A 24,310-nucleotide genomic window follows, 5' to 3' on the forward strand; every position below is an offset into this window, starting at 1 on the left:
GATCCCTCAGAACTGGAAGTAAAGGAACGGCGAGAAGCTTTGCGCCGAGAGTTTGAGAATCGAGGCGATGAACAGCAGCAGGATCAACCCGCGCATCACGTAGCGCGACCAGTCCGCGGTCCAGTAGGCCGGTTGCACCTGGGCCTCGACGCCGACGGTGTAGCCAGGCTCGTGGATGCTCGCCGGGTTTTCGCCCGGGGCTGCCTTGATCATTCCCGGAGTCGCCGTGGCCGGGCCGTTGGCCTCGACGTTGACTTCAGGCTTGCTCTTGGCCGGCGGCTGGTTGGTGTACAGATCGCGCAGGCCGAAGAACGCCAGGGTCACGTAAGCCACCACCAGGGTCGCCACTTGCAGGCCGGTGAGGCTGGCCTGGTTGAGTTCCGACAGCGACCAGTCGCCGAAGCTGAACATCGCGCCGTACATGCGGCCGGCAACGTGCAGGTTCTCGGCGCGGAAGATCACCCAGCCCATGACCACCAGCAGGAACGTCAGCGCCCAGCGGATCGGGTTGAGGCTGCGCGGCGCGGTGTTGAGGCCGAGCATTTTTTCAATCGCCAGCCACATGCCGTGCCACGCACCCCAGACGATGTAGGTGATGTTCGCGCCGTGCCACAGACCACCGAGCAGCATGGTCAGGAACAGGTTGCGATAGGTCATCAGCGTGCCTTTGCGGTTGCCGCCGAGGGTGATGTACAGGTAGTCACGCAGCCAGGTCGACAGGCTGATGTGCCAGCGGCGCCAGAACTCGGTGATCGACTGACTGATGTACGGCTGCTTGAAGTTTTCCATGAAGCGGAAACCCATCATCAGGCCCAGGCCGATGGCCATGTCGCTGTAACCGGAGAAGTCGAAATACAGCTGCGCGGTGTAGGCCAGCGCGCCGAGCCAGGCATCGCCCGTGGTCGGGTTTTGCAGGGCGAAGCAATGGTCGGCCACCACGGCGAGGGTGTCGGCGATGAACACCTTCTTGATGAAACCCTGCATGAACCGCGTGCAGCCCTCGGAGAACTTGTCGAGGGTGTGGGTGCGGTTGTTGAACTGGTCGGCCAGGTCACGAAAGCGCAGCACGGGACCTGCGATCAGGTGCGGGAAGATCGCCACGAACGCCGCGAAGTCGATCAGGTTGCGGGTGGCCGGGGTGTCGCCGCGGTAGACGTCGATGATGTAGCTGATCGATTCGAAGATGTAGAACGAGATACCGATCGGCAGCAGCACGTGGGTCAGGATGAACGGCTCGAGCCCCATCGAGGTCATGATCGCGTTGATGCTCTCGACGCCGAAGTTGGCGTACTTGAAGTAGCCGAGGATGCACAGGTCGACCGCCACGCCAAGCAGCAGCCAGCGCTGGGCCGGTTTGGTGCGCACGCCGGCGGCGCCGACTTTCAGGCCGATCCAGTAGTTCCACAGGGTGACGCCGGCGAACAGCGCCAGGAAGTCCACCCGCCACCACGCGTAGAACACGTAGCTGGCGATCAGCAGCAGCAGGTTGCGATAGCGTTGCCCGCTCAGGTAGTACAAGCCGAGAAAGATCGGCAAGAACAGAAACAGGAACACGTTGGATGAAAATACCATCCCGATCTCTCCATGTTTGAACCAACAGTCAAGGGCCAAAGCCCCCCAAACCCCCCGTAGTGTTGGAGGGGTGAAACAGTCCTGCGATCGTTCCCACGCTCTGCGTGGGAACGATCAGCCGATCAGCGACTAACTGCCCTTGTTACCTTTCTCGTGCGAAGGGTCGTAGACCTTGGTCAGGTCGCCACCCAGTCGGAAGGTCTTGAACGGCTGCATCCCGTGCTTCTTCTCGAGCACATCCGGCGAACAGGTGTAGAGGGTGCAGAACGGTTCCAGCCAGGCGAATTTCATGTCCTGTTTCAGGTCGGTCATGTCCTGCTCTTTGCCGTTCTTCTTCTCGAACTGATCCGGGTCTTTCACCCCGGCCAGCACCCGGTCACCCAGACGTTTCAGCGCGCCGTTGTTTTCCTGACGCAGATCCACACCGTTGACCTGGGCGAAACTGGCGATCATCGCCAGCGGCGGCAGGGCGTAGTTGTGATAGGCGAGGGCGCGTTGCTGGCGCTTGAGTTCGTTCGGCAGGAAACCGTCGGCATCGACTTGATTGACGCCGACCTTGTATTCCTTGACTGCCCAATCGAACAGGTCGCGGCGGTTGGTCGCGACCGCTGTCGCCATCACCGACCAGGCTGCCCAGTACGAATGGTTGTTGGTTTTTTCCAGCGGCAGGTTGTCCCAGTCGCTGACCACCTGATCGGCCATTTTGCTGAACCAGGCCTCGATCAACTGTGCCTCTTGCTGATGCTGGGCCAGCGGATGGGAATCGGAGAACTTCAGGCGAATGTACGAAGAGGCCATGCTGCCCAGCGCCCATTTGCGCATCGACTTGCCGGTGTGGTTGAAATCCTTCGACATCAACGCATCGGCCTTGGCCCACGCGGTGAGCCAGTTCAGCGTGCAATCGAGCTGCTCCGGGCGACCGTCGCGCATGAACTGCATCACCCGTTTGGCAGTGCCGCGCTCAAGTGTGGTGATGTCTTTGGTGGTGTCGCGAAAGGCTTTTTCAGACTGCACGTTCAGCGTCGCGCGGGCCTTGTCCGAGCCTTCGTATTTGCTGCGAAATTGCAGCGGCCCGGTGTAGGGCGCCGGCATCGCATCGCAGCCTTCGCTCTTGTCGCCGGTCTTGAATTTATCCACAGGCGCAAAGTAGCCCTGAGGAGGACGCAGTGGCGCGGCGGCCTGCGCGGTGCCGGCGAAGATCGCCAGCCCGAGCAGCGTCGGCGCCAGAAGAGTTTTCAGTTTCGGATTTCGCATAGCAGACCTCATTGCCCGACCTGAGCGGTTTGTTGCCCAGTGCCCGGGAATACGTTGCGTTTGCAGATTTTCGCTTCGACTTTCTGTGGCGCGGTGCCCGCTTCCGGGCCCTGGACTTCGACCGCCAGCAGGTTTTGCGAGGCCCAGTCTTCGTCCGTGCGCAACTCAAAGGCGAAACGACCGTCGGTGTCGGAGGTTTCCGGTTTCTCGATCTTGATGTCCTCGTGGCGACCGTTCATGTACCAGAGGGTGGCTTGCAGGGTTTTCACCGAGGTGTCGGCGAAGCGGATGTCGACCTGGTGGCTGCTGTTCTGCAGGTTCAGGTTCTTGCTGTTGACCAGCAGTTCTTGTTTGCCGCCCGGCTTGAGCGTGGTGCTGGCGGACATTTGCGCCTCTTTGCCTTCGCAGCCGTTGTCGAGCAGCGCCATCATCTGGCGATAGATGGTTTCCTGGTCGAGGCGGTACAGCGGCGAGAATTCCCAGATGAGGATTTTCGGCGGCGTCTTCTGGAATTCGTCGCTGCCCAGGTACTGCAGCATCGAACCTTCCAGACCGCCGCCGGGGAAGGCGACGTTGAGAATGTCGGCGCCGATGGCTTCTTCAAGGAAACCGGCGAAGTTGTAGTTCTTGCCGCTGTGCGACGTACCCACGAGGGTGATCTGCGGATTGCCGGAATCACCGAACAGATCGCCGTCACCCGCTTCGCCTTTCGGCTCGGTGGTGAACTGGTCCATGTACTGGATCGCGTAACTGGTGCCGCACAGTTGCCCGGCCATGTTGTGCAGGGTGCCGGTCTTGCCCATGCGTCCGGAGCGTTTGGTTTCGAACTCACGCTTGGGAATGTCGGCGAAGGCCGGAATCTGCTTGACCTTTTCGGCGACGATTTTCGCCGTGCGCTGCGCACCGTATGGCGTCCAGTGCTGGTCGCCACGGAAGTAGAAATCGTGGGCGGGCAGGGTGTCCGGCAGCGATTCGTTGGTCAGCGGCGACAGGTCTGGCACCACGTAGCCCATCTTGGCGAAACGGCCGAGCATGGTCTTGTAGTTGCTTAGTGCTTTCTCGTAATCGAACGCGGCTTTTTCCTGCGGGTTGAGCTTGTTGCGGTTCACCAGACCACGGGTCGGCTGGTAAACGATCACCAGTTCAACGCCTTTGGCCTTGAACGCATCGTGCAGCTGTTGCAGGCGTTTGTAGCCGGCCGGGGTGGTATTGAACTCGGTGCGCAGGTCTTCCTGGGTCCGGAACAACCAGTCGCCCTGCGCCTGCACCAGAGTGGTGAAGTTCTGCTGGTAGCGGGTGGTGTAGTTCTTCGCGTCATGGGCGGCCGGGCACAGGCTGCAGCACGGCTCGGCGGTGAACGTCGGCGCTTTCACTTCGTCCGCGCGGGCGCCGTTGCTGGCCGCCAGAATGCCCACGGTCAGGGCCGACAGGCTGAGTAATTTGATCAGGTGTGGGTGCATAAAATTATCCTCAGTCCTGCAATTCGGTCTGGCGTTCGACAGGGTCGATCAGCACGGCTTTCTGCTGGCGCACCAGCAGGTCGAGAATTTCATCCTGGCGCTCGCCGAGGATGCCGTTGAAGCTGATGCCGCTGGATTTGGTCGGCGCCAGCATCGACACGCGATACAGCTCGACACTCAACGGCGAATCGATCGACAGCGGGCCGCTGCCATTGGCCGCCAGTTCACCGCCGACCACGATCAGCGAGACCTGGGCGTCGAACGGGTCGAGCTTGATGTCACGATCGGTGTCGGTCAGGTCCTTGATGTGCCCGTAGACGCCGGTCAGGCCGTTAGCCATGGCGACGTTTTCGTAGAGGCGGATGTTCACGCTGTTACGAATGCGGATGCCGTGGCGCTTGTTGCTGATGACCTTGTTGCCCCACAGCAGGTTGTCGGCGGACTCGTAGAGGGTGATGCCGTCGGTGTGGTTCTTGTAGATCTCGTTGTAGGCAATGATGTTGTTGACGCTGTTTCGGTCGATCACCAGCCCCGAGAGGTGGTTGTCATAACTTTTGTTGTTGAAGATGAAGCTGTCGTTCACCTCACGGGAAATGATGATCCCGTGCTTCTTCTTCGTGCCGTACACCGTGTTATCGGCAATGATCAGACCGTGGGAGCGGTCGTGCGGGTCGATGCCGTAGACGATGTTGTCCTTGTAGGTGTTGCCCTTGACCACGAAGTCGCGGGTTTCGTAGCAGTAGAAGCCGTACCACATGTCCGAGAACTCGGAGCCGACGATCCAGCCGGTCGGCTCGGGACGCTTGAGCACCTTGGCCATGTTCGGCGTGTACTGGGAAATACTCACGCCGTAGGACTTACTGTTGGCGTAGCCGAAGCTGGCCATCTTGCTGTTGACGATGTAGGTCTCGGTGCCGCCCCAGGCCAGCAGGAACGGGCGAAATTCCTTCGGCGAACGGAAGGTCGCCGGGCCGTTTTCCTTCTCGCGCCAGCCGGTGACCTTGGTGTCACGCACGAACAACTGACCGTCGTTGACCAGGAACGAACCGGCCTCCTGGGACAGGCGCAATTCCTGGGTCTGGCCGTCGATTTCGAGGATGCCTTTGCGGCCGACCACGATCGGCAACTTGGCCAGGTAGACGCCCGGCGAGGTTTCGCTGAAGTACTTCTTGGGCAGTTTCTGCGCCAGCTCTTTCAGGTTCATGTAGCCATCGTCGACGAAGATCGCCTGCGGGATGCCGTGCTGACGCACCACCCATTCGGCCATCTTGTTGTCGCCGCCGATGAAGTCCTTCAGGGCGTCTTCCTGCATCATCCGGCGCACGCTGATCTTGCCCGGTTTGCTGCGCACGATTTTCGCGGCGGCGGCTTCGGCGGTGTAGCCGGAGAGGTCGGGCAATTTCGGCTTGGCCAGTTCCAGCGCTTCGGTCGGCGCGCTGCTGACGGTGTAGGTCTTGGCCTGTTGCAGCTCCTTGGCGGTGGTCGCGGGTTTGGCCGGTTCCACACTGGCGAAGGCGCCGGCCGAGGCCAGCAGCATCGCGCCGGCCAGCAGGCTGAGTGAGCCTTTGCGGGCACTGTTCATGTCGGGCACTCCCTTGGCGGTCAGCATCAGAAGCGCCAGATCACGTCGATGAACGCGCGGTGCATGTACGAATCAACCTGGCTGCCATAGGCATCACCCGGCTTGAACACACCGCCACGGAAACGTACCAGCGCCGACGGCTCGTCGATCGACTGGCTCAGCGCTGCCGGCAGCAAGCCTTGCTTGAAGTACTTGGTGACCACCAGATCCATTTCCTGGCCCAGATCCTTGTTGCCGTCCTGCAGTGGCAGCGAGGTGCTGGAGAGGATCGCGCCGGTGACGTCGTCGGTGTTGTTTTCCACGGCGTTGATGCCGTTGCTGCCCACCGGCTTGTTGCCGTCCACACGCCAGAACTTGTGGTAGATCAGGCTGGCGTCGTACTGGTCGTTGAGCATCCACGAACCGAACAGGGTGGCGGTCTGCATGTTGTTCATTTCGCCACGGAAGGCTTCGCCGAAACGGTGAACCCGGGAGCGAGTACCGGTGTAGTTCGAGCGGTTGCTTTCCAGGCCATTCTGTTCGTAATCGGCGCTGGCACGGGCATACGCTGCACCGACCTGCCATTGCGGATCGAGGCGCAGACGCACACCGATATCGGTGGCCCAGCCGTCGACGTTGTCGCTGCGCTTGGCCTGGGCCGGGCGGGTGCCATCGGCGTTGAGGGCGTTGACCGTGTCGCGGTCGCCGCTCATGCCGGTGATGCTGCCCCAGTAGTTGACGGTGTTGGTATTGCGCCAGTTGTAGGCGTCGCTGTCGGCGGTCAGGCCGAGCCAGCTGATGTCGCCGTTTTCTTTCTTGTCCAGCGAGTCGCCAGCCACGCCCGGCTCCGGATAGTCGAGCTTGCCGTCGTCATGGGTGTGGTGGCCGCGAATGCCGACCCAGTTGCCCGGCGTCCACTGGTAAGCGGCATCGGCGTAGGCGTGCAGGCGATCCTTGTCTTTCGGCGCCAGCTCCTTGAGGTCGGTGCGGTATTCGCTGAAGCGTTCGGCGACACCGGCGTTGGCGCGCAGCAGGGTGGTGTCGAAGGTCCAGTTCAGCGCTTCGATGTTGGTGTCGCGCCACTGGCCGTCGTCGTTGCGCAGACGCTGGCGACCGAACTTGAGGATCTCGCCGGGGTAGGGCGTCAGGCCGCTGTAGCCGACCCAGAACTCGCGCATCGCCAGGTAGTTTTTCTTGGTCTTGCGGTCGCCGTTGTCGGTGGTCTGGGTGCCTTCGCTGTCGGACTGCTGCAGGGTGTCGGTCTCGATGATGTCGGTCGAGGTCACGGCCTGGCCCATGGCGTAGGCGCTCCACGCGCCGCTTTCGCCGTAGACCCACGGACGCAGGTCGAGGCCGACACCGTTGACGTCGCCGCCGCTGGCGGTGCCGAGGTCGCGGTCGTCTTCGGACTGGCCGGTGATTTTCACTTCGAGGCCGAAGTTTTTCGATTCCGTCATCGCGGCCAGGGTCGGGCAAGACCAGATCAGCGCGAACGTGAGGCCAATGCCGGCCTTCACAAAGGGATTCAATTTCATAATTTTTCCTCGCCGTCTTCTTCTTGCAGGGCGTGCAGTTGCAGCGTGTTCTGGCTCAGGGCGCCACGGGTCGCCTGTTCCTGTTGCAGCAGGCGCTGGGCTTCGGCCAGACGCTCGGGCGGCAGTTGCGCGGCGAGGGTGGTCGCCAGCTCATCGGCTTGCGGAGTGTTTTGGGCTTTTGCCAACTGGCTGAACACGTAAGCGTTGACTGGGTCGGGCTTGGTGCCCTTGCCTTGGGAAAACAGCTGGGCGATGGCGAAGTCGGCGCTGTTCTGGCCGTTGCGCGCAGCGGTCAGCAGATGGTCGAGGGCCTTCTGCGGATAGACCTTGCCCAGGTAGCCACGGCGGTAGATCTGGCCGAGGTAGTAGTCGGCGGCGACTTCGCGGCCGACGGCTTTCTGGAAATGTTCCTCGGCGACTTTCGCGTCGGCCGGGACCAGTTTGCCTTCGTAGTAGAGCTTGCCCAGCAACAGCTCGGCGCGCGGCTGGTCGGCGGCGCGGCCGTTGTCCAGGTACTTCATCATCTGGTCGACGTCGCCCAGTTCCGGGAAGTCGTAGAGCAGTTGCGCGAGGGTGACCCACGACGCCGGGTAGCCTGGAGCGATCGGTTCGAGCAGCGACTGCGCGGTTTTTTCGTCGGTCTTGCCCAGGGTCGAATCGGCCAGCACACGGGCCACCGAATCCACCCGCTGAGCACTGACGGTGCCGCGGCTGTAACCGGCCTGCAGCTGCTTGATCAGCTCGGCCTGTTGCTCCGGCGCGCCACGTTTCTGATAGACCGTGGCCAGCTCGACGTAGCAGATGTCGGTGGTGTTGATTGCAGCCTTGCAGATCTTTTCCACGTCATCCAGATGCTGGTCGTAAGTGCCTTGGGTGCGATACAGCAGCACCTGCGCCAGACCGGCTTCCGGGTAACCGGATTTGCGCCACTGATCGATCTGCTGCTGGGCGTTGATGTTCGGGAAGCTGTGCGGGTATTGCAGGTACAGCATCGCGAGCGGGATCAACGTGTTGCCTTCGCCACTGGCGGCGGCTTTCTTCAGCAGGCTTTCGGCTTCCTGATGCTCGGCTTCGGTGGAACCGGGCTTGGCCACCAGCAAGCGGCCGAGTCGGGCCTGGGCACGCGGCGAAACACTGGCGGCGGCGCGGTAGGTGGCTTCGGCCTGTTTCATTTGTTCCGGATCGCGGCTGTCGACCTGGATGTCGGCGAGGCCCACCTGGGCTTCGCTGTAACCCAGATCGGCCAGCGCACGGTAGTTCTGCGCGGCGGTCGCGGTGTCACCGCGCTTGAGCGCTTCGTTGGCCAGACGCTGGTCGGGCAGGCCGGCGCAACCGGCCAGGGCGATTGCCATGGCCAGGGTCAGCGGGACCGGCAGGATTCTGATAGGGCTCGTCACGGGCATGTCCTCGACTTAAAGACCGGCAGCCATGGCTTTGTCGATCAGCCAGTTCAGGTTCGGACCACGGTCGCTGTTGACTTCCACCGGGCGGCCGGCAAAGCGGCTGTCCAGCGGCTCGTCAGGCTGGATCTGCACACGGATGTCGGAGGACAGGTCAGCGCTTTTCAGGCTGGTGCTGCTGACGATCTTGCCGGTGCGGGTCTTGTCTTCGCCGGCGATCTGGAAACTCACCGGGGTGCCCGGACGCACGTCGCCGAACTGGCGATAGGAGAAGCGCGCATCGACGGTGGCCTGGGTGTTGCGCGGCACCAGTTGGAAGATCACGTCGCCCTTGCTCGCGTATTGACCGTCGGCCACCAGTTGCTGGGCCACGGTGCAATCGCAGGGCGAGGTCAGGGTGCCGGTCATCTGCTTGCCGAACAGTTCTTCAACCTTGGCCGGGGACAGTTGATCTTCTTCCAGGTGACCTTTGAGTACGTCGAGCATACTGGTGCTGAACGTCGCCAGCGGTGCGCCTTTTGCGGCGACGCCGTCGGACTTCACCAGGCTCTGCACGGTGCCGTCGCGCGGCATGGTGATGTTCATGCCCGGCACGCTGACCAGACCGGCCTGGGCGTGGCTGACGAAGTACATGCTGTACACCGATTTGAAAATGAAACCCGCCGCCACCAGGCCGACCGCGAAGATACCGGCGCTGAAGGTCACGGCTTTCAGGCGACCGAACGGGGTCATGCCGGAGTCGCCGTCCTTGACCTTGCGGGCCTTGGTAAAGTTGTCGCGCTGCAGGGTCGCCAGCACTTCACCGATGCTGACGATGTCGCCGGCCAGGTGCGAAGTGATCAGGTGACGCAGGGTCGAAATGTCCTGCGGTTCAAGGTTCTGGAACTGGCAACCAGCACGACCCGTCTGGCGGTCGTAGGAGCGCACTTGCAGTTCAACGTCCATGGCCAGGCCGAGGTTGTCGATGACGAACTGCAGACGCGCCTTGTACACCTCGCCGACGGTCAGCGGCAGTTGTCCGGCGTTGAACGCCAGACCACCGGCGGACAGGTCGAGGACCCGCGCTTCAACCGGAGTCCGGTCGGGGCCGAAGAAACGCAGCTTGGCCGGGATTTTGACTCGGGCGTGCTGACGCTGGGCTTCGGATTCATGCACTACGTTGGCGTTGACGGCGGTATTCATGGGGGCGATTTCCTTGTTAATTCAATAGGGGCAGGTCAGACCATCATCAGCAGCACGGCGACGAAAATGCTGCCGGCGGAGAAGGTCATGGTCCGAGACGACCAGGTGTTGAACCAACGTTGAAAGCTGGCGAGATCACGGGTCAGGGAAGTGGGTTGGCGAGTCCAGGATTGTTGGTCGAGGCGGAAGAACACGTAGATCTTCACCAGCGCACCGACGATCTGGTTGTAATAGAGAATTGCCGGGTAAGCCGGGCCGATCCGGTGGCCGGAGCAGGACAGCAGCAGCGTCAGAATCAGACGGGTGATGCCGATCCACAGCAGGTAAACCAGGATGAACGCGGTGCCGTACTTGAAGCTGGCGATGATTGCCACGGTCAGGCCGAGCAAGGATGTCCACATCGATACGCGCTGGTCGAACAGCACCACCGAGGTGAAGGCGCCGAGGCGTTTCACACCCAGGCCCAGCGCCCGGGAGTTCTGCCGCAGGTTGTTGCCGTACCAGCGGAACATCAGTTTGCGGCTGGCCTTGATGAAGCTCTTTTCCGGCGGGTGTTCAACGGTATTGATCGCGGCATCCGGCACGTAGAAGGTGTCGTAGCCCAGGCGCATCAGGCTGAACCAGCTCGACTTGTCGTCGCCGGTCAAGAACTTGAATCGGCCCAGGCGCCAGTGTTGCAGCGAGTCGCTTTCGACGTCGGCGATGAATTCCGGATTGGTGACCACGGTGGCGCGGAACACCGACATGCGGCCGGTCATGGTCAGCACACGCTTGGACAGGGCCATCGAGCACATGTTGATGTGGCGCTGGGCGAAACGCAGCTTGTGCCATTCGCTCATGATGTAGCCGCCGCGCACTTCGCAGAACTCGTTGGTGGTCAGGCCGCCGACGTTGCCGAACATCTGGAACCACGGCACGGTTTTGCGCACTACGCCTTCGCCGAGCACGGTGTCGCCATCGATCACGGCCACCACGGCGCGGTCGTCCGGCAGGTGACGGGAGATCGCGCGGAAACCATAGGCCAAGCCATCGCGTTTGCCGGTGCCGGGAATGCGTACGAAGTCGAGTTTCACGCGGTCTGGCGGATTCATCCGCGCCCACAGTGCCTTGACCAGCAGCTCATCGGACATTTCGACGATGGAGCAGACCACGGTGGTTGGCAGTTCGCAGTCGATGGCTTCGCGGATCACCGAGCTGTAAACCTGCGCGGTGGTCAACGCGTCGATGCGAAAACTGGTGACCATCAGAAACACATGGGACGGGTCCGCCGCCTTACCCAGCTTGCGAACCTTGCGGCGCAGGTGCGGGTAGACGATGTAGAGAAAAATCATGCCGCGCACAAAGTGCGTGGCACCCATCGAGTAGCGCCAGATACCTACGGCGCCAATCAGGAAAATGAAATCCTTCGACTCGGAGTCGAACGTGGACGTGGGCAGCATCAGGGCCAGGCCCATCAGCAGGCTCAGAAACAAAAGCCAGCCGGCGGATTGCAGAAAAAAATGTTTGAGCTTGGACATGACCGTCATCCGAAGGTGATGGGGGCTTTAAGCGACAAGCTTCAAGCTTCGAGCTGCAAGTGAAACGCTTTGGCTTGCAGCTCGAGGCTTGTCGCTTAGGGCCGAGTTACCAGCAGATGCCTTCAGTGCGGCTACCGGCACTGGTGGCCTTGGACATGAAGCCCACCAGGTCGATCACCTGCTTGCCCTGCGGCGCTTCTTCGGCCAGGGCGCGGAACTTCTCGTCGCGGTTGCCGAGGATGATCACGTCGGAGTTGTCGATCACCGAATCGAAGTCCGAATTGAGCAGGGACGATACGTGCGGGATCTTCGACTCGATGTAGTCCTTGTTCGCGCCGTGGACACGAGCGTACTGGACGTTGCTGTCGTAGATGCTCAGGTCGTAGCCCTTGCCGATCAGCATCTCGGCCAGTTCCACCAGCGGACTTTCGCGCAGGTCGTCGGTGCCTGCCTTGAAGCTCAGGCCGAGCAGGGCGACTTTGCGTTTGTCGTGGCTTTCAACGATGTCGAAGGCGTTCTGCACTTGCGATTCGTTGCTGCGCATCAGCGAGTTGAGCAGCGGCGCTTCGACGTCCAGGGAACCGGCGCGGTAGGTCAGGGCGCGCACGTCTTTGGGCAGGCACGAACCGCCGAAAGCGAAGCCCGGGCGCATGTAGTACTGGGACAGGTTGAGGGTCTTGTCCTGGCAGACCACGTCCATCACTTCGCGGCCATCGACGCCCACGGCTTTGGCGATGTTGCCGATCTCGTTGGCGAAGGTCACTTTGGTGGCGTGCCAGACGTTGCAGGTGTACTTGATCATCTCGGCGACGGCGATGTCCTTGCGGATGATCGGTGCGTCGAGTTCTTCGTACAGCGATTGCAGTACGTCACCCGACGCCTTGTCGAACTCGCCGATGACGGTCATCGGTGGCAGGTCGTAGTCGGCGATCGCGGTGGATTCACGCAGGAACTCAGGGTTCACGGCGACACCGAAATCAACGCCGGCTTTCTTGCCGGAGCAGTCTTCGAGGATCGGGATGACAACGTTTGCCACGGTGCCCGGCAATACGGTGCTGCGCACCACGATGGTGTGGCGGGTGGACTTTTCACGCAGGACAAAACCGATCTCGCGGCATACCGCTTCGATGTAGTTCAGTTCCAGGTCGCCGTTCTTTTTGCTCGGCGTACCGACGCAGATCATCGACAGGTCGGTGTCGCGAATCGCTTCGGCGAAGTTGGTCGTGCCGCGCAGACGACCGGTCTGAATACCTTGTGCCAGCAACTCGCCCAGGCCCGGTTCGACAATGGGAGATTTGCCAGCGTTGATCATGTCGATCTTGTCTTTGGCAACATCGACGCCCACTACGTCGTGGCCCCGAGCAGACAGGCAACCGGCACATACTGCGCCAACGTAACCCAAACCAAATATGCTGATGCGCATCGCAATTACCTCTGTATATATCAGGCCTTAGAGGGCCGGAGTTAATGGTGTTCAGCGTTCATTAGTGCACTCGAAAGTGCGGCATACAGGCGCCACAATGCCGTGTGCAGGCATACTTAAGTTCCGAGTGTCTAAATAAGTGCACTCAAGATGTGCGCAACCAGGCCTTGTTGTTATGACGTGCCCTGTTATGCAGCCGATCTTCTTTGGAGAAGACTCTTGTGCAATCGTCTTGCGCGCTCGATGTCAGGATGAAAGTCCCGTAAATCAAGCGGTTGGGTGCTCAGGTGAGCACGTTTATAAGGGCGCGGCCATGGCCTTTGTAGGGGATATTAATGGTGCGTATCTCCTGTCCATCGTCTGCTTTGAGACTAGTTAGTCATCTAGGCAAGTTGCTGTGACAACTTGGTTACATGGCTATCTGCTCCGCGTAAGTTATCTCGTACAAACTCGGCGAGAATCGTTACCGGTGGTATGAGCTATGCATTCGGACGAAGTTCCTGTCCGCTCATCGCGAAATCTGAAATTTCTTGAAATATTGTCAGAGATGGCACCAGTATCAATTTGATAGCAGTTTCGTTTTCGACCTTTAATAACAGGCGAAAAATCACGTTAGATAGTTTTGTGCCACTACGGTGAAAAAATTTAGGTGCCACTACTGAAAAAAATGATCAGTGTCGAGTGAAACTAATCTTAGAAAAGACAGGGATGTTTTTCTGGCGCCAGTAAAATGGCGAAATGTGGCGGGGGTTTTTTGACATCGTGCGAGCTGCACGACTCTTCATATAAAGAGTCGTGCATTAGGCATGCTTTATTCGGGGGCGTGATCGCGTAGAAACACCAGATTATCCGGTTTCGATTGCTCGGCGCTGTAGCGATAACCCTGCACATCGAACTGCTTGAGCAGGGCCGGATCGTTGATTTTTTCCTGGATCACGAAGCGGCTCATCAGGCCCCGGGCTTTCTTGGCGTAGAAGCTGATGATCTTGTACTGGCCGTTTTTAAGGTCCTTGAATTCGGTGTTGATGATCCGCGCATTCAAGGCTGTGCGTTTGACCGCCGAGAAGTATTCGTTGGACGCCAGGTTGAGCAGCACGTCGTCGCCCTGGTCGGCCAGCGCTTCGTTCAGCCATTCGCTGATGCGCGTGCCCCAGAAGGCGTACAAGTCCTTGCCACGGGCGTTGGCCAGTTTGGTGCCCATTTCCAGGCGATACGGCTGCATCAGGTCGAGCGGCCGCAGCAGGCCGTAAAGGCCGGAGAGCATGCGCAGGTGCTGTTGCGCGTAATCGAAGTCGGCTTCGCTGAACGACTGGGCATCAAGCCCGGTGTAGACGTCGCCCTTGAAGGCCAGCAGTGCCTGTTTGGCGTTTTCCGGGGTGAACGCCGGTGTCCAGCTGCCGAAACGCGCGGCGTTAAGGCCGCCGATCTTGTCGGACACGTGCATCAGTTCGCTGATCTGCGCCGGGCTCAGTTCGCGCAGTTGCTGGATCAGTTCCTGGGAATGGTCGAGGTATTGCGGCTGGGTGAAGCGCTGGGTCGCCGGCGGTGTTTCGTAATCGAGGGTCTTGGCGGGGGAAATCACCATCAGCATGAAGTCGTCTCCTTTAATCGTGGGGGCGATTCTAGGGGGTTGGGGCGGATGACTCCAGCTATCGCGTCCATAGGTGATCGGCGGTTTACGAGCCGGATCGGCTATAGTGCGGCGCGGGTTTTGTTATGGAGACACCCTTTGCGCATTGTTCTTTTTTTCACCGCGTGGCTGTTGAGCGTCGGTGCCGTTGCGGCGCCGGGCGATATCGCGACGCTGGATCGCAGCACCTGGCCGGAAAAACTCGACAATCCGACCCTGTTCGATGTCGCCTCGCGGGCGGAAATCCTGATGTTCGCCCGAGGCCTGCTCGGCACCGAAGCGCTGGACGAAGCGGCGCTCGCCCAGCGTCTGGGGCTGCGCACGGTCAATCTGGATGCAATCAACAGCCTGCGCGAGCGCCTGTGGCAGCGGCTGCTGGCCAACTACAACTTTGCCCAGCAAAGCTGCGATCAGGACGCCTCGTTCTGCTTCCTCGTCGAAGACCTGCCGACCCTGCGCGAGCAGGCCGCCAAATTCGTGGTCAGCGACGAAAGCTATTACACCAAGTGGGCCGAGCCGAGCCGGATCTTCCACCTGCAATACCTCGATGAGCTGATGCGCAAGGCTGCGCTGTCGCCGCAGACCAGCAGCGAACTCGATCATTTCGGAGACTACGAGCGCAACGGCGACGACATGCACGATCGCTTGTTTCTGCTGAGTTTCGACAGCGCCGCCAACCTGCAACCGGACAACACCGACTGGCTCGCCGAGTACCTGCGCAAGTCGAACCTGAGCGGCACCTTTTTCATGCTGGGCAAGGATGTTCAGGCGCGGCTGGCCGACCGTTCCGTCAGCAGCCTGCAAGCGGCGTTTTCGCAGCAGTGCGTCGGCGTGCAGGGCTGGGAGTTCCGCTCCCACAGCCACTGGCAGGACTGGCAGGATTCGGTGCGGCGCAGTGCCGATCTGGTCAAGAACAAGTTGCCGGAGAACTACGTGCCGCTGTTCCGTCCACCGGAAGGGCAACGTCGTAGCGATGCCCGGAGCTTTTTCAACAGCCAGGGCCTGCAAGTGGCGCTGTGGGACATCGATGCCCAGGACGGCGCCGGCAAGCTCAAGGGCGCTCCGAGCGCGCAGCGGGTGCTGACCCTGATGCTGCTGTGGCGGCACGGGGTGATCAATTTCAACATGAAGCAGGATGCGGTGAAGACTGCGTTGCCGTGGCTGATCGCGCAAACCGCGCAAAGCGGCATCGGCTGGGAAGACTGTCAGGACGCGTTTCGCTGAAAAACGGCAAGAGCCCGGAAACATTGGGCTTGGGGTGAATTTTTTGCAGAATTCGATGCAGGCGGACTTCCGACTCTAACGGGGGCAGGGCGGTCCGCCAAGGGCTTTTCGTCACTTTGCAAAATAAACTTCAAAAAAGCGTCAAAGTGCTTTTTTCTGTCACGGGTTTTGGAGTATTACGAAGTCAGACCGCCGAAACCTGCAACACAGGTGGCGTCTTCCAAGACCCATTTTGTGTGCGGTTCACCTGCTATCCCGACAAAAGCTGTGCAGGTGGATTCGGCAGTCACTTCGAGGCGCAGCACCGCCGAGGTATTGCGTCGAATGGCTCCCACAAAGGTGACCGAGTATGGATGATCACGGACGTAGCCCTTCCTCCAACCAGCCAATCCTTTATGTACTCGATACCAACGTACTGATTCACGATCCAAACGCCCTGCTGAATTTCGAAGAACACCACGTCGCGATCCCGATGACCGTGCTTGAAGAGCTGGACAAGCTCAAGAGCGGGCATCACAGCGTGGCCGCCGAATGCCGTCAGGCTATCCGGCTGATCGACAAGACCCTGGGCGATGCTTCACCCGATGATGTCGAACAGGGCGTGCCGATCCAGCGCGGCAAGGGCGGCCCGAAGGGCTTGCTGTCGATTCTGATGAGCAAGCAGGCCGAATCGAACCTGATTCTGCCCGAGCATCTGAACGACAACAAAATCATCAACCAGCTGATCGACCTGCATACCCGCGACCCGAAAAAACCGGTGGTGCTCGTTACCAAAGACATCAACATGCGCCTCAAGGCGCGCGCCTGCGGGATCGACGCCGAGGACTACAGCACCGACCAGTTGGTTGACGACGTGTCCCTGCTGCCCAACGGCTATCACAACATGACCGGCTCCTTCTGGGACCGCGTGAGCAAGGTCGAAACCCGTCAGGACCACGGCCGCACCTGGCATCAGGTACAGCTGATCGACAACCTGCCTGCCGTGCACATCAACGAGTTCATCATCGATGAGCAGGGCTTCGTCGGCTGGATCAAGGAGATCGAAGAAGACAAGCTGCTGATCCTCGACCTGCACCAGGAACCGCTGTTGCACCAGGAAGCCTGGGGCCTCAAGCCACGGGACATCTACCAGAGCCTGGCGCTGTACGCGCTGCTGGATCCGGATATTCACCTGGTCAACCTGTCCGGCGCCGCCGGCTCGGGTAAAACCATTCTGGCGCTGGCCGCGGCGATCGAGCAGACCATGGTCAGCAAGCGCTATCGCCGCATCATCGCCACCCGCAGCGTGCAGGGCCTGGACCAGGAAATCGGCTTCCTGCCCGGCACCGAGGCGGAAAAAATGGAGCCGTGGCTGGGCGCCATCACCGACAACCTCGAAGCCTTGCACATGGATGACGAAAACACCCATGGCAGCGTCGACTACATCCTCAGCAAAGTGCCGTTGCAGTTCAAATCGCTCAACTACATTCGCGGTCGCAGCTTCCAGCAGAGCCTGATCCTGATCGACGAATGCCAGAACCTCACGCCGCACCAGATGAAAACCATCATCACCCGGGCCGGCGCCGGTTCCAAAGTGGTGTGCCTGGGCAACCTGGCACAGATCGATACCCCTTACCTGTCCGCGACCAGCTCCGGGCTGACCTACCTGACCGAACGCTTCAAGGATTTCCCCAACGGGGTGCACATCACCCTGCAAGGGGTGCCTCGCTCGATCCTGGCCGAATACGCCGAATCGCATCTGTAACCGTCAAACCGAACCGGGCGACTGCAAAGTCGCCCGGTTTTTTATGTGCGCAATTCTGACCCCCAGGTTTACAATCGACGCTCCTGATCAGGAGTAATCCCGTGCTGACTCATCTCGATTCCCAAGGTCGCGCCAACATGGTCGACGTCACCGAAAAAGCCGTGACGTTCCGTGAAGCGACGGCCCAAGCGCTGGTGCGCATGCTGCCCGACACCCTGCAGATGATCGTCAGCGGTGGCCATCCCAAGGGCGACGTGTTCGCCGTGGCGCGCATTGCCGGCATTCAGGCGGCGAAGAAAACCAGTGACCTGATTCCCCTGTGCCATCCGTTGATGCTGACCGGCGTCAAGGTCGAACTCAGTGCCGAAGGCGATGACGCGGTGCGCATCGTGGCTCGCTGCAAATTGTCCGGGCAGACCGGCGTCGAGATGGAAGCGCTGACCGCCGCCAGCGTCGCCGCCCTGACCATCTACGACATGTGCAAGGCCGTGGACCGTGGCATGACCATCGAAAGCGTACGTCTGCTGGAAAAGGTTGGCGGCAAGAGCGGGCATTTCCAGGCGGAGCAGCCATGAACCTGACCGTGAAGTTTTTTGCCCGTTACCGTGAGGCACTGGGCGTGGATTCGGTGAAGGTCGAAGGTGATTTCGCCACCGTCGATGACGTTCGTGCGTTGCTGGCGCAGCGTGAGGGCGCCGAGGTGCTGAGCGAACAGAACCTGATGTGCGCGCGCAACGAAGACCTCTGCCAGCTCGACGAACCGGTGGTCGATGGCGACGAAGTGGCGTTTTTTCCTACCGTGACCGGAGGCTGAGACATGGGCATTCGGGTGCAGTCCCAACCGTTCGATCCGGGCGCTGAAGTCAACGCGATGCACGCGGCCAATGTCGGGGTTGGCGCGGTGGTGAGCTTTGTCGGCTACGTGCGCGACTTCAACGACGGCCTGGATGTCGCCGGGATGTTCCTCGAACACTATCCGGTCATGACCGAAAAGGCCCTCGGCAAGATCGCCGTTGAAGCCGAGCAGCGCTGGCCGCTGTTGAAGCTGGAAGTGCTGCACCGCATCGGCGCGCTGGAACCGGGTGAGCCGATCGTGTTCGTCGCCGCCGCCAGCGCCCACCGCCAGGCGGCGTTCGACGCCTGCGCCTTCGTCATGGATTACCTGAAAACCCGCGCACCGTTCTGGAAGAAAGAAAACACCAGCGACGGCCCGCGCTGGGTCGAAGGTCGCGACAGCGATCGTGCGGCGGCGGATCGCTGGAAGCAGTAACCCTTCTGTCGTCTTGGCGTCAGTCTTCGCGAGCAAGCTCGCTCCCAAAGGTTTTCGATGATCCTTGTGGGAGCGAGCTTGCTCGCGAAGAGGCCATCCGAATCACCAACTCCCTCAAGTTCACCTCCCCGACCATCGGCCAGAAATGATCGGTCTCGCCCAATTGACGGTTTGTACGTAAAAGTCCAGTATGGATTTACAAGTACAAAAAAGTCTTTCCCCGTTTCCAGCTTTTTCTTCTGTCTTGCCAAACCAACAACAACCCGCGAGAGAACGAACATGAAGAAATTCCCCCTCATCACCGGTCTGGCGCTGAGCCTGTTGGCGTGCAGCAGCGCGTTCGCCGCCGAGAAAACCCTGCGCATCGGTATCGAAGCGGCGTATCCGCCCTTCGCCTCGAAGACCGACAAGGGTGAAATCGTCGGTTTCGACTACGACATCGGCAATGCCCTGTGCGCGCAGATGCAGGTCAAGTGCGTGTGGGTCGAGGGCGAGTTCGACGGTCTCATTCCTTCCCTGAAAGTGAAGAAAATCGACATGGCGCTGTCGTCCATGACCATCAATGAAGACCGCAAGAAGTCGGTGGACTTCACCCACAAGTACTATTTCACCTCGTCGCGGCTGGTGATGAAGGAAGGCGCGAGCGTCGATGACCAGTACGCCAGCCTCAAGGGCAAGACCGTCGGCGTGCAGCGTGCGACTACCACCGACCGTTACGCCACCGAGGTGTTCGAGCCCAAGGGCATCAACGTCAAGCGCTACGGCAACAACGAAGAAATCTACATGGACTTGGCGGCCGGGCGTCTCGATGCGATTTTCGCCGACACCATCCCGCTGACCGACTTCCTGTCGATGCCGCGCGGCAAGGGTTACGCCTTCGTCGGGCCTGAGCTGAAGGATCCGAAATACGTGGGCGAGGGCGCGGGGATTGCGGTGCGCAAGGGCAACACCGAACTGGTCAGCCAGTTGAACACTGCCATCGACGGCATTCGCGCGAGTGGCGAGTATCAGAAAATTTCCGAGAAGTACTTCAAGTCGGACATCTACGGCGACTGAGTCTGAAGACCGTGCAGCCTTCGCAGGCTGCACGGTTTCAGCCCTTCAATTCCTTCAAGTGCTTGTACACCGTCGCCCGCCCCATGTTCAGTACATTGGCTACATAGTTCGAGGCGCTCTTGCCCTTGAACGCTCCCTCGGCGTGCAGCGCCAGCACCAGTTCGCGTTTGTGATCGCGGGTCAGCAAATTCAGGCTCAGTTGCCGCTCGCGTAGCCAGGCGTGCAGGAAAGTGTTGATGCGCTCCTGCCAGTCATCGCGAAACAGCGAGTCCGGTTGCGGGATCAGTTTGCTCGGCGAGAGGAACAGGTCCAGCGCAGCCTTGGCATTTTCGAACAGCGAAATATTCAGATTGATGCACAGCACCGCCAGCGGATGACCTTCGCTGTCGCGCAGCACGGTGCTCAGGCTGCGAATCTTCTGGCCGTCCCAGTTGAGCTTTTCGTACGGACCGATGTTCCGTTCGCTGACGTCGTCGCTGAGCATGTCTTCCAGCGACGATTCATCGCCGATCACCCGTTTCGACAGGTTGTTGGCGATGTAGTCGACCTTCTGCGTGCGCAGGTCGTGCAGCACCACTTCGGCGTGGGGAAAGAACAGCGTGGCAATGGCGTCGGCGATGGCGTGGTAGTTGTCCAGCGCGGCGTCATGCAGCTCGGGCGTGTGTTCGGGGGCGGTCATAACTGTGGAGCTCCAGGCAACGTCAACGCCCCCGTGATCCGGGGGCGTTGCGAGTGTGCCGCAATCCGTCGGGCGCGTCATCCGGGCGGACGGTCAGGCCAGGCGGGCAGGGGCGAGCATGGCGGCGGTCAGGCCGAATTGCTTGAGATGGTCGGGCAACGATTCGTCACGTACCAGTGCCGCGCTGGCCATGCCCATCGCCGGCGAAGTCTGGATGCCGTAGCCACCCTGGGCCGCGACCCAGAACAGCCCCGGCACCTGAGGATCGAAGCCGGACAGCAAATCGCCATCGGTGACGAAACTGCGCAGGCCGGCCCAGGTGCGGGTCGGGCGGCGGATGGTCAGGGTCGTCGCTTCCTCGATCTGGTAAATGCCCATGGCGATGTCCAGTTCTTCCGGCTGCACGTCGTGGGGTTCGACCGGGTCGGCATTGGCCGGTGAGCCGAGGAACATCCCGGCGTCGGGCTTCATGTAGAAGGATTCGTCGAGGCTGACCAGCATCGGCCAGTGATGAATGTCCACGCCTTCCGGGCCGGCGAAGATGAACGCCGCGCGGCGTTTCGGTTGCAGGCCCAGCGGCTTGGCGCCGGCAAGGGCACCGATCTTGTCGGCCCAGGCGCCTGCTGCGTTGATCACGATGGGCGCGCTGAAGGTCTGGCCGTTGGTCTGCACGTGCCAGATGCCGTCGGCGTCCCGGCTCAGTCCGAGCACTTCGCAATCGGTCTGCACCTGGCCGTTGTTGCGACGGATGCCGCGCAGATAACCCTGATGCAGGGCGTCGGTGTCGATGTCGCTGGCGGTCGGGTCGTAGATCGCGCCATGGACTTTTTCCCGGCGCAGGATCGGCAGCCGCGCGCAGGCTTCATCCGCGCTGAGCAACTGCATCTCCGGCACCGTGGCTTTGGCGCTGAGGTATTGATTGTTCAGCTCGGCGACGTCGCCGGTGAAGTCCACGGTCATTTCCCCGCGCGGGGTCAGCAGCGGGTGCTCGCAGAAGCCGCTGGGCGGATGGTCGAAGAATTCGCGGCTGGCCAGGGTCAGCGCCCGGACCTGCGCAGTGCCGTAAGCAGCGGTGAACAGCGCAGCCGAACGCCCGGTGGAGTGATAGGCCGGGTGCGACTCGCGCTCCAGCACCACGACCTTGCCGTGCTGCGACAGCCAGAAACCGGTGGACGCGCCGGCAATCCCGCCGCCGATGATGATGAAATCTGCATGACTCATGAAAATCTCCGGTGTCAGCGCTGCAATTGATAGACGGCGTTGGCCAGGGCGATGTCTTCGAGGCCCAGACCGATGGAGCGGAAAAACACGTGACGGTTGTAATCGGGACGCTGCACTTTTTCGCTGAGCAGATCCGCCAGGTCACCGAGGATCGCGTTGTTGTCCCAGCCATGTTGTTCGCGGGCGATCAGCATCTCGCCGGCCGAGCCCGGGGTGGTCAGACGATAGTCGCAGAACACCTGCATGTCGTTGAGGCTTTGCGGCGGCACTTCGTGGGCGCGCGGTGCGTTGGTGCTGATCGAGGTGATCAGCGCCGGTTTGCTCAAGGTTGCCGGGTCGATCACGGGGCCTGCGGACGAGGTGCAGAGCATGATCACGTCGGCTTCGGCGATGGCGGTTTCGCGGCTGTCGGCGATGTTCACCCGTGGATCGAGGGCTTGCAGTTGGCGGGCGGTGGCCGGGTCTTCGCTCAAGGTCGGCGAGTACACACTGATGCTCTGCCAGTCGCGCAACGCTTTGACGTAATGCAGGTGCGCCTGGGCGACCTTGCCGCTGCCGATGATTGCCAGACGCGTGGCGTTCAACGGGGCGAGGGCATCGACCGCCACGGCCGTGGTCGCAGCGGTACGGGCAGTGGTCAGTTCGCCGGCATCACAGAGCAGCAGCGGCTGGCCGGTCTGCATCGACATCAGCAGCGTCCACGCCGTCACCAGCGGGCCTTGTTCGCGAACGATGTAAGGCGAAGTCTTGACCCCGTACACGCCGTCTTCCGCCAGCACGCCCAGATAGTTGATGAAGTCCCCGGCACCCTGAGGGAATTCCACCAGTTGCTGCGCCGGTTGCACCGCATGCCCGGCCGCCAGATCGCGGAACAGCTTGCGCAGGATCTGCGGCACATCGATTCGGGCCAACAGCTCGCGGGCCTGGGTTTGGTCGATCACGTAAGGCGTACTGGACATGTCAGACTCCGGAGACTGTTTCTAAACTAATTTGTCCATTATGGACTTTTAGTTTTGTTGAACAATATCCGGGTGAAAAAAAAGCGCAGTCCGTTGCCGGCTGCGCTTCTCTTTATGGCGTCGCTTACTGTGGACGCTTGCGCTCAACCGCCCGCAACAGATGGGTCGGCGGCGTTTCACAGCTGATCTTGCGACCGAGTTTTTCTTCGATGGACGGCAACTGATAGGAGTCGTCTTCACCGGCAAAGCTGATCGACACACCGTCGGCGCCAGCACGACCGGTACGGCCGATGCGGTGCACGTAGTCGTCCGGGACTTCCGGCAGGGTGAAGTTGATCACGTGGCTGATGCCGTCGATGTGGATGCCGCGACCGGCCACGTCGGTGGCGACCAGTACCCGGATCTTGCCTTCGCGGAAGCCTTCCAGCGTCTTGATCCGCTTGTGCTGCGGCACGTCGCCGGACAGTTGCGCGGCGTTGATGCCGTCACGCACCAGGCGTTCTTCGATGCGGCGCACTTCGTCCTTGCGGTTGGCGAACACGATGACCCGCTCCCAGCCGTTGTCGTTGACCAGGTTGAAGAGCAGTTTGTATTTGTCGGCACCGGCCACCGCGTAGATGTGCTGTTCGACGTTTTCGTTGGCCACGTTGGTGACCTCGATTTCGACAATCGCAGGATCGGTGGTCCACTGCTTGGCGAGGTTCATCACGTCATCGGTGAAGGTCGCGGAGAACAGCAGGGTCTGGCGTTCGCTTTTCGGCGGGGTCTGGCGAATGATCTGACGAACCTGCGGGATGAAGCCCATGTCGAGCATGCGGTCGGCTTCGTCCAGCACCATCACTTCGACCATGTCCAGATGCACGTCACCGCGCTGGTTGAAGTCAAGCAGGCGGCCCGGGGTCGCGACGAGGATGTCGCAATGGCGCGCTTCGAGGTGCTTAAGCTGCTTGTCGAAGTCCATGCCGCCGACGAACGTCATGACGTTGAGGCCGGTGTACTTGGTCAGGTCGGCGGCGTCCTTGGCGATCTGCACCACCAGCTCGCGGGTCGGCGCGATGATCAGCGCCCGTGGCTCGCCCATGTAGCGCTCTTTCGGCGGCGGGGTCTGCAACAGCTGGGTGATGATCGAGATCAGGAACGCGGCGGTCTTGCCGGTGCCGGTCTGGGCGCGGCCGATGGCGTCTTTGCCGGCGAGGGTGTAACCCAGCACCTGAGCCTGGATCGGCGTGCAATACGGGAAACCCAGGTCGTGGATGGCGTGCATCAGTTCCGGGGCGAGCTTGAAATCGTGGAAGCGGGTCTTGCCTTCCTGGGGCTCGACGACGAAGTCTTCGAGTTTCCAGGGAATCACCGGCGCCTTGGGCTTGGGTTCGCGACGTGGTCTGGCCGGTTTTGGTGCTTCGCTGCGGGCTGGCTCGGTGGCGGGCACGGCAGCTGGAGCGGGTTTCGGTTCGCGTTTGGGCGTCGTGGCGGGCGTCTGGCGGTCGGCCTGGCTGGCATCGCTGCGATGACCGGGGGCGTGCGACGGCGCAGTGGGGACTGGCGCGAGCTGCTCAGCCTCGCTTTTACCGAACATTTTCTTGAGTGCTTTGAGCACGGTCATCTCATCAATTGGTTAAGGAA

General features: G+C 60.9%; 20 protein-coding genes. 6 read left to right on the forward strand and 14 right to left on the reverse strand.

The window, feature by feature from the left end; genetic code table 11:
* Nucleotides 1-6: 6 nt before the first annotated feature.
* The 10 genes from ABFB52_RS05980 to yaaA all read right to left on the reverse strand — a co-directional run bounded on the left by ABFB52_RS05980 (nucleotide 7) and on the right by yaaA (nucleotide 14,495).
* Nucleotides 7-1,572: an MBOAT family protein gene (locus tag ABFB52_RS05980; protein ID WP_129972993.1), complete on the reverse strand. Its 1,566-nt coding sequence runs from the start codon at nucleotides 1,570-1,572 to the stop codon at nucleotides 7-9.
* 129 nt (nucleotides 1,573-1,701) lie between these two features.
* Nucleotides 1,702-2,826, reverse strand: a complete 1,125-nt coding sequence (locus tag ABFB52_RS05985; protein WP_129972994.1) for a mannuronate-specific alginate lyase — start codon at nucleotides 2,824-2,826, stop codon at nucleotides 1,702-1,704.
* Nucleotides 2,827-2,834: 8 nt separating this feature from the next.
* Nucleotides 2,835-4,286, reverse strand: a complete 1,452-nt coding sequence (locus ABFB52_RS05990) for an alginate O-acetyltransferase (RefSeq protein WP_129972995.1) — start codon at nucleotides 4,284-4,286, stop codon at nucleotides 2,835-2,837.
* Between the two features lie 10 nt (nucleotides 4,287-4,296).
* Nucleotides 4,297-5,868 (reverse strand): mannuronan 5-epimerase AlgG, encoded by a 1,572-nt coding sequence (algG, locus tag ABFB52_RS05995; RefSeq protein ID WP_129972996.1) that lies wholly within the window; start codon nucleotides 5,866-5,868, stop codon nucleotides 4,297-4,299.
* Between the two features lie 26 nt (nucleotides 5,869-5,894).
* Nucleotides 5,895-7,382 (reverse strand): alginate export family protein, encoded by a 1,488-nt coding sequence (locus tag ABFB52_RS06000; RefSeq protein WP_085608137.1) that lies wholly within the window; start codon nucleotides 7,380-7,382, stop codon nucleotides 5,895-5,897.
* Nucleotides 7,379-8,785, reverse strand: coding sequence for an alginate biosynthesis TPR repeat lipoprotein AlgK (gene algK / locus ABFB52_RS06005; RefSeq protein ID WP_129972997.1), 1,407 nt, complete (start codon nucleotides 8,783-8,785; stop codon nucleotides 7,379-7,381). Before algK ends, ABFB52_RS06000 begins: the two co-directional genes overlap by 4 nt.
* Before the next feature lie 9 nt (nucleotides 8,786-8,794).
* Nucleotides 8,795-9,964 (reverse strand): alginate biosynthesis protein Alg44, encoded by a 1,170-nt coding sequence (locus ABFB52_RS06010; RefSeq protein WP_039769455.1) that lies wholly within the window; start codon nucleotides 9,962-9,964, stop codon nucleotides 8,795-8,797.
* Between the two features lie 35 nt (nucleotides 9,965-9,999).
* Entirely contained in the window at nucleotides 10,000-11,481 is a 1,482-nt protein-coding gene (alg8, locus tag ABFB52_RS06015; protein WP_163974069.1) for a mannuronan synthase, read from the reverse strand.
* A 106-nt stretch (nucleotides 11,482-11,587) separates the two neighbouring features.
* Nucleotides 11,588-12,904, reverse strand: coding sequence for a nucleotide sugar dehydrogenase (locus ABFB52_RS06020; RefSeq protein ID WP_011332560.1), 1,317 nt, complete (start codon nucleotides 12,902-12,904; stop codon nucleotides 11,588-11,590).
* A gap of 811 nt (nucleotides 12,905-13,715) precedes the next feature.
* Nucleotides 13,716-14,495 (reverse strand): peroxide stress protein YaaA, encoded by a 780-nt coding sequence (yaaA, locus tag ABFB52_RS06025; protein WP_064382456.1) that lies wholly within the window; start codon nucleotides 14,493-14,495, stop codon nucleotides 13,716-13,718.
* Between the two features lie 138 nt (nucleotides 14,496-14,633).
* Between yaaA and ABFB52_RS06030 the strand changes: the two genes are divergently transcribed.
* The 6 genes from ABFB52_RS06030 to ABFB52_RS06055 all read left to right on the forward strand — a co-directional run bounded on the left by ABFB52_RS06030 (nucleotide 14,634) and on the right by ABFB52_RS06055 (nucleotide 19,828).
* The gene (locus ABFB52_RS06030; protein ID WP_102717123.1) at nucleotides 14,634-15,758 is read left to right on the forward strand and encodes a polysaccharide deacetylase family protein; all 1,125 of its coding nucleotides are present in this window, start codon (nucleotides 14,634-14,636) and stop codon (nucleotides 15,756-15,758) included.
* 349 nt (nucleotides 15,759-16,107) lie between these two features.
* Nucleotides 16,108-17,502 carry a PhoH family protein gene (locus ABFB52_RS06035; RefSeq protein WP_007957320.1) on the forward strand — a complete coding sequence of 465 codons (1,395 nt, stop codon included), beginning with the start codon at nucleotides 16,108-16,110 and terminating at the stop codon, nucleotides 17,500-17,502.
* A 101-nt stretch (nucleotides 17,503-17,603) separates the two neighbouring features.
* Nucleotides 17,604-18,077 (forward strand): cyclic pyranopterin monophosphate synthase MoaC, encoded by a 474-nt coding sequence (gene moaC / locus ABFB52_RS06040; protein WP_007957321.1) that lies wholly within the window; start codon nucleotides 17,604-17,606, stop codon nucleotides 18,075-18,077.
* Nucleotides 18,074-18,316 carry a MoaD/ThiS family protein gene (locus ABFB52_RS06045; protein ID WP_085608143.1) on the forward strand — a complete coding sequence of 81 codons (243 nt, stop codon included), beginning with the start codon at nucleotides 18,074-18,076 and terminating at the stop codon, nucleotides 18,314-18,316. Before moaC ends, ABFB52_RS06045 begins: the two co-directional genes overlap by 4 nt.
* A gap of 3 nt (nucleotides 18,317-18,319) precedes the next feature.
* The gene (moaE, locus tag ABFB52_RS06050; protein WP_129972998.1) at nucleotides 18,320-18,772 is read left to right on the forward strand and encodes a molybdopterin synthase catalytic subunit MoaE; all 453 of its coding nucleotides are present in this window, start codon (nucleotides 18,320-18,322) and stop codon (nucleotides 18,770-18,772) included.
* 279 nt (nucleotides 18,773-19,051) lie between these two features.
* Nucleotides 19,052-19,828, forward strand: coding sequence for an ABC transporter substrate-binding protein (locus ABFB52_RS06055; protein WP_011332566.1), 777 nt, complete (start codon nucleotides 19,052-19,054; stop codon nucleotides 19,826-19,828).
* 37 nt (nucleotides 19,829-19,865) lie between these two features.
* Here the strand turns inward: ABFB52_RS06055 and ABFB52_RS06060 are convergent, their stop codons facing one another.
* From ABFB52_RS06060 to rhlB, 4 genes are all read right to left on the reverse strand, one after another.
* The gene (locus ABFB52_RS06060) at nucleotides 19,866-20,507 is read right to left on the reverse strand and encodes a PAS domain-containing protein (protein WP_007957327.1); all 642 of its coding nucleotides are present in this window, start codon (nucleotides 20,505-20,507) and stop codon (nucleotides 19,866-19,868) included.
* 93 nt (nucleotides 20,508-20,600) lie between these two features.
* Complete coding sequence (locus ABFB52_RS06065) at nucleotides 20,601-21,728, reverse strand: FAD-binding oxidoreductase (RefSeq protein WP_102717121.1); 1,128 nt, start codon at nucleotides 21,726-21,728, stop codon at nucleotides 20,601-20,603.
* Between the two features lie 14 nt (nucleotides 21,729-21,742).
* Nucleotides 21,743-22,687 (reverse strand): ornithine cyclodeaminase family protein, encoded by a 945-nt coding sequence (locus ABFB52_RS06070; protein ID WP_129972999.1) that lies wholly within the window; start codon nucleotides 22,685-22,687, stop codon nucleotides 21,743-21,745.
* A 124-nt stretch (nucleotides 22,688-22,811) separates the two neighbouring features.
* Nucleotides 22,812-24,290: an ATP-dependent RNA helicase RhlB gene (gene rhlB, locus ABFB52_RS06075; protein ID WP_085746996.1), complete on the reverse strand. Its 1,479-nt coding sequence runs from the start codon at nucleotides 24,288-24,290 to the stop codon at nucleotides 22,812-22,814.
* Between the last annotated feature and the right edge of the window lie 20 nt (nucleotides 24,291-24,310).

It is taken from the genome of Pseudomonas sp. 9.2(2024), assembly GCF_039695385.1.
GTDB lineage: Bacteria > Pseudomonadota > Gammaproteobacteria > Pseudomonadales > Pseudomonadaceae > Aquipseudomonas > Aquipseudomonas paraglycinae.

What these genes read in the sequence shown, in the direction of transcription:
- ABFB52_RS05980 (WP_129972993.1), bottom strand. Translation starts at nt 1,572, where the DNA reads ATGGTATTTTCATCCAACGTGTTCCTGTTTCTGTTCTTGCCGATCTTT.
- ABFB52_RS05985 (WP_129972994.1), bottom strand. Translation starts at nt 2,826, where the DNA reads ATGCGAAATCCGAAACTGAAAACTCTTCTGGCGCCGACGCTGCTCGGG.
- ABFB52_RS05990 (WP_129972995.1), bottom strand. Translation starts at nt 4,286, where the DNA reads ATGCACCCACACCTGATCAAATTACTCAGCCTGTCGGCCCTGACCGTG.
- algG (WP_129972996.1), bottom strand. Translation starts at nt 5,868, where the DNA reads ATGAACAGTGCCCGCAAAGGCTCACTCAGCCTGCTGGCCGGCGCGATG.
- ABFB52_RS06000 (WP_085608137.1), bottom strand. Translation starts at nt 7,382, where the DNA reads ATGAAATTGAATCCCTTTGTGAAGGCCGGCATTGGCCTCACGTTCGCG.
- algK (WP_129972997.1), bottom strand. Translation starts at nt 8,785, where the DNA reads ATGCCCGTGACGAGCCCTATCAGAATCCTGCCGGTCCCGCTGACCCTG.
- ABFB52_RS06010 (WP_039769455.1), bottom strand. Translation starts at nt 9,964, where the DNA reads ATGAATACCGCCGTCAACGCCAACGTAGTGCATGAATCCGAAGCCCAG.
- alg8 (WP_163974069.1), bottom strand. Translation starts at nt 11,481, where the DNA reads ATGTCCAAGCTCAAACATTTTTTTCTGCAATCCGCCGGCTGGCTTTTG.
- ABFB52_RS06020 (WP_011332560.1), bottom strand. Translation starts at nt 12,904, where the DNA reads ATGCGCATCAGCATATTTGGTTTGGGTTACGTTGGCGCAGTATGTGCC.
- yaaA (WP_064382456.1), bottom strand. Translation starts at nt 14,495, where the DNA reads ATGCTGATGGTGATTTCCCCCGCCAAGACCCTCGATTACGAAACACCG.
- ABFB52_RS06035 (WP_007957320.1), top strand. Translation starts at nt 16,108, where the DNA reads ATGGATGATCACGGACGTAGCCCTTCCTCCAACCAGCCAATCCTTTAT.
- ABFB52_RS06045 (WP_085608143.1), top strand. Translation starts at nt 18,074, where the DNA reads ATGAACCTGACCGTGAAGTTTTTTGCCCGTTACCGTGAGGCACTGGGC.
- moaE (WP_129972998.1), top strand. Translation starts at nt 18,320, where the DNA reads ATGGGCATTCGGGTGCAGTCCCAACCGTTCGATCCGGGCGCTGAAGTC.
- ABFB52_RS06055 (WP_011332566.1), top strand. Translation starts at nt 19,052, where the DNA reads ATGAAGAAATTCCCCCTCATCACCGGTCTGGCGCTGAGCCTGTTGGCG.
- ABFB52_RS06060 (WP_007957327.1), bottom strand. Translation starts at nt 20,507, where the DNA reads ATGACCGCCCCCGAACACACGCCCGAGCTGCATGACGCCGCGCTGGAC.
- ABFB52_RS06065 (WP_102717121.1), bottom strand. Translation starts at nt 21,728, where the DNA reads ATGAGTCATGCAGATTTCATCATCATCGGCGGCGGGATTGCCGGCGCG.
- ABFB52_RS06070 (WP_129972999.1), bottom strand. Translation starts at nt 22,687, where the DNA reads ATGTCCAGTACGCCTTACGTGATCGACCAAACCCAGGCCCGCGAGCTG.
- rhlB (WP_085746996.1), bottom strand. Translation starts at nt 24,290, where the DNA reads ATGACCGTGCTCAAAGCACTCAAGAAAATGTTCGGTAAAAGCGAGGCT.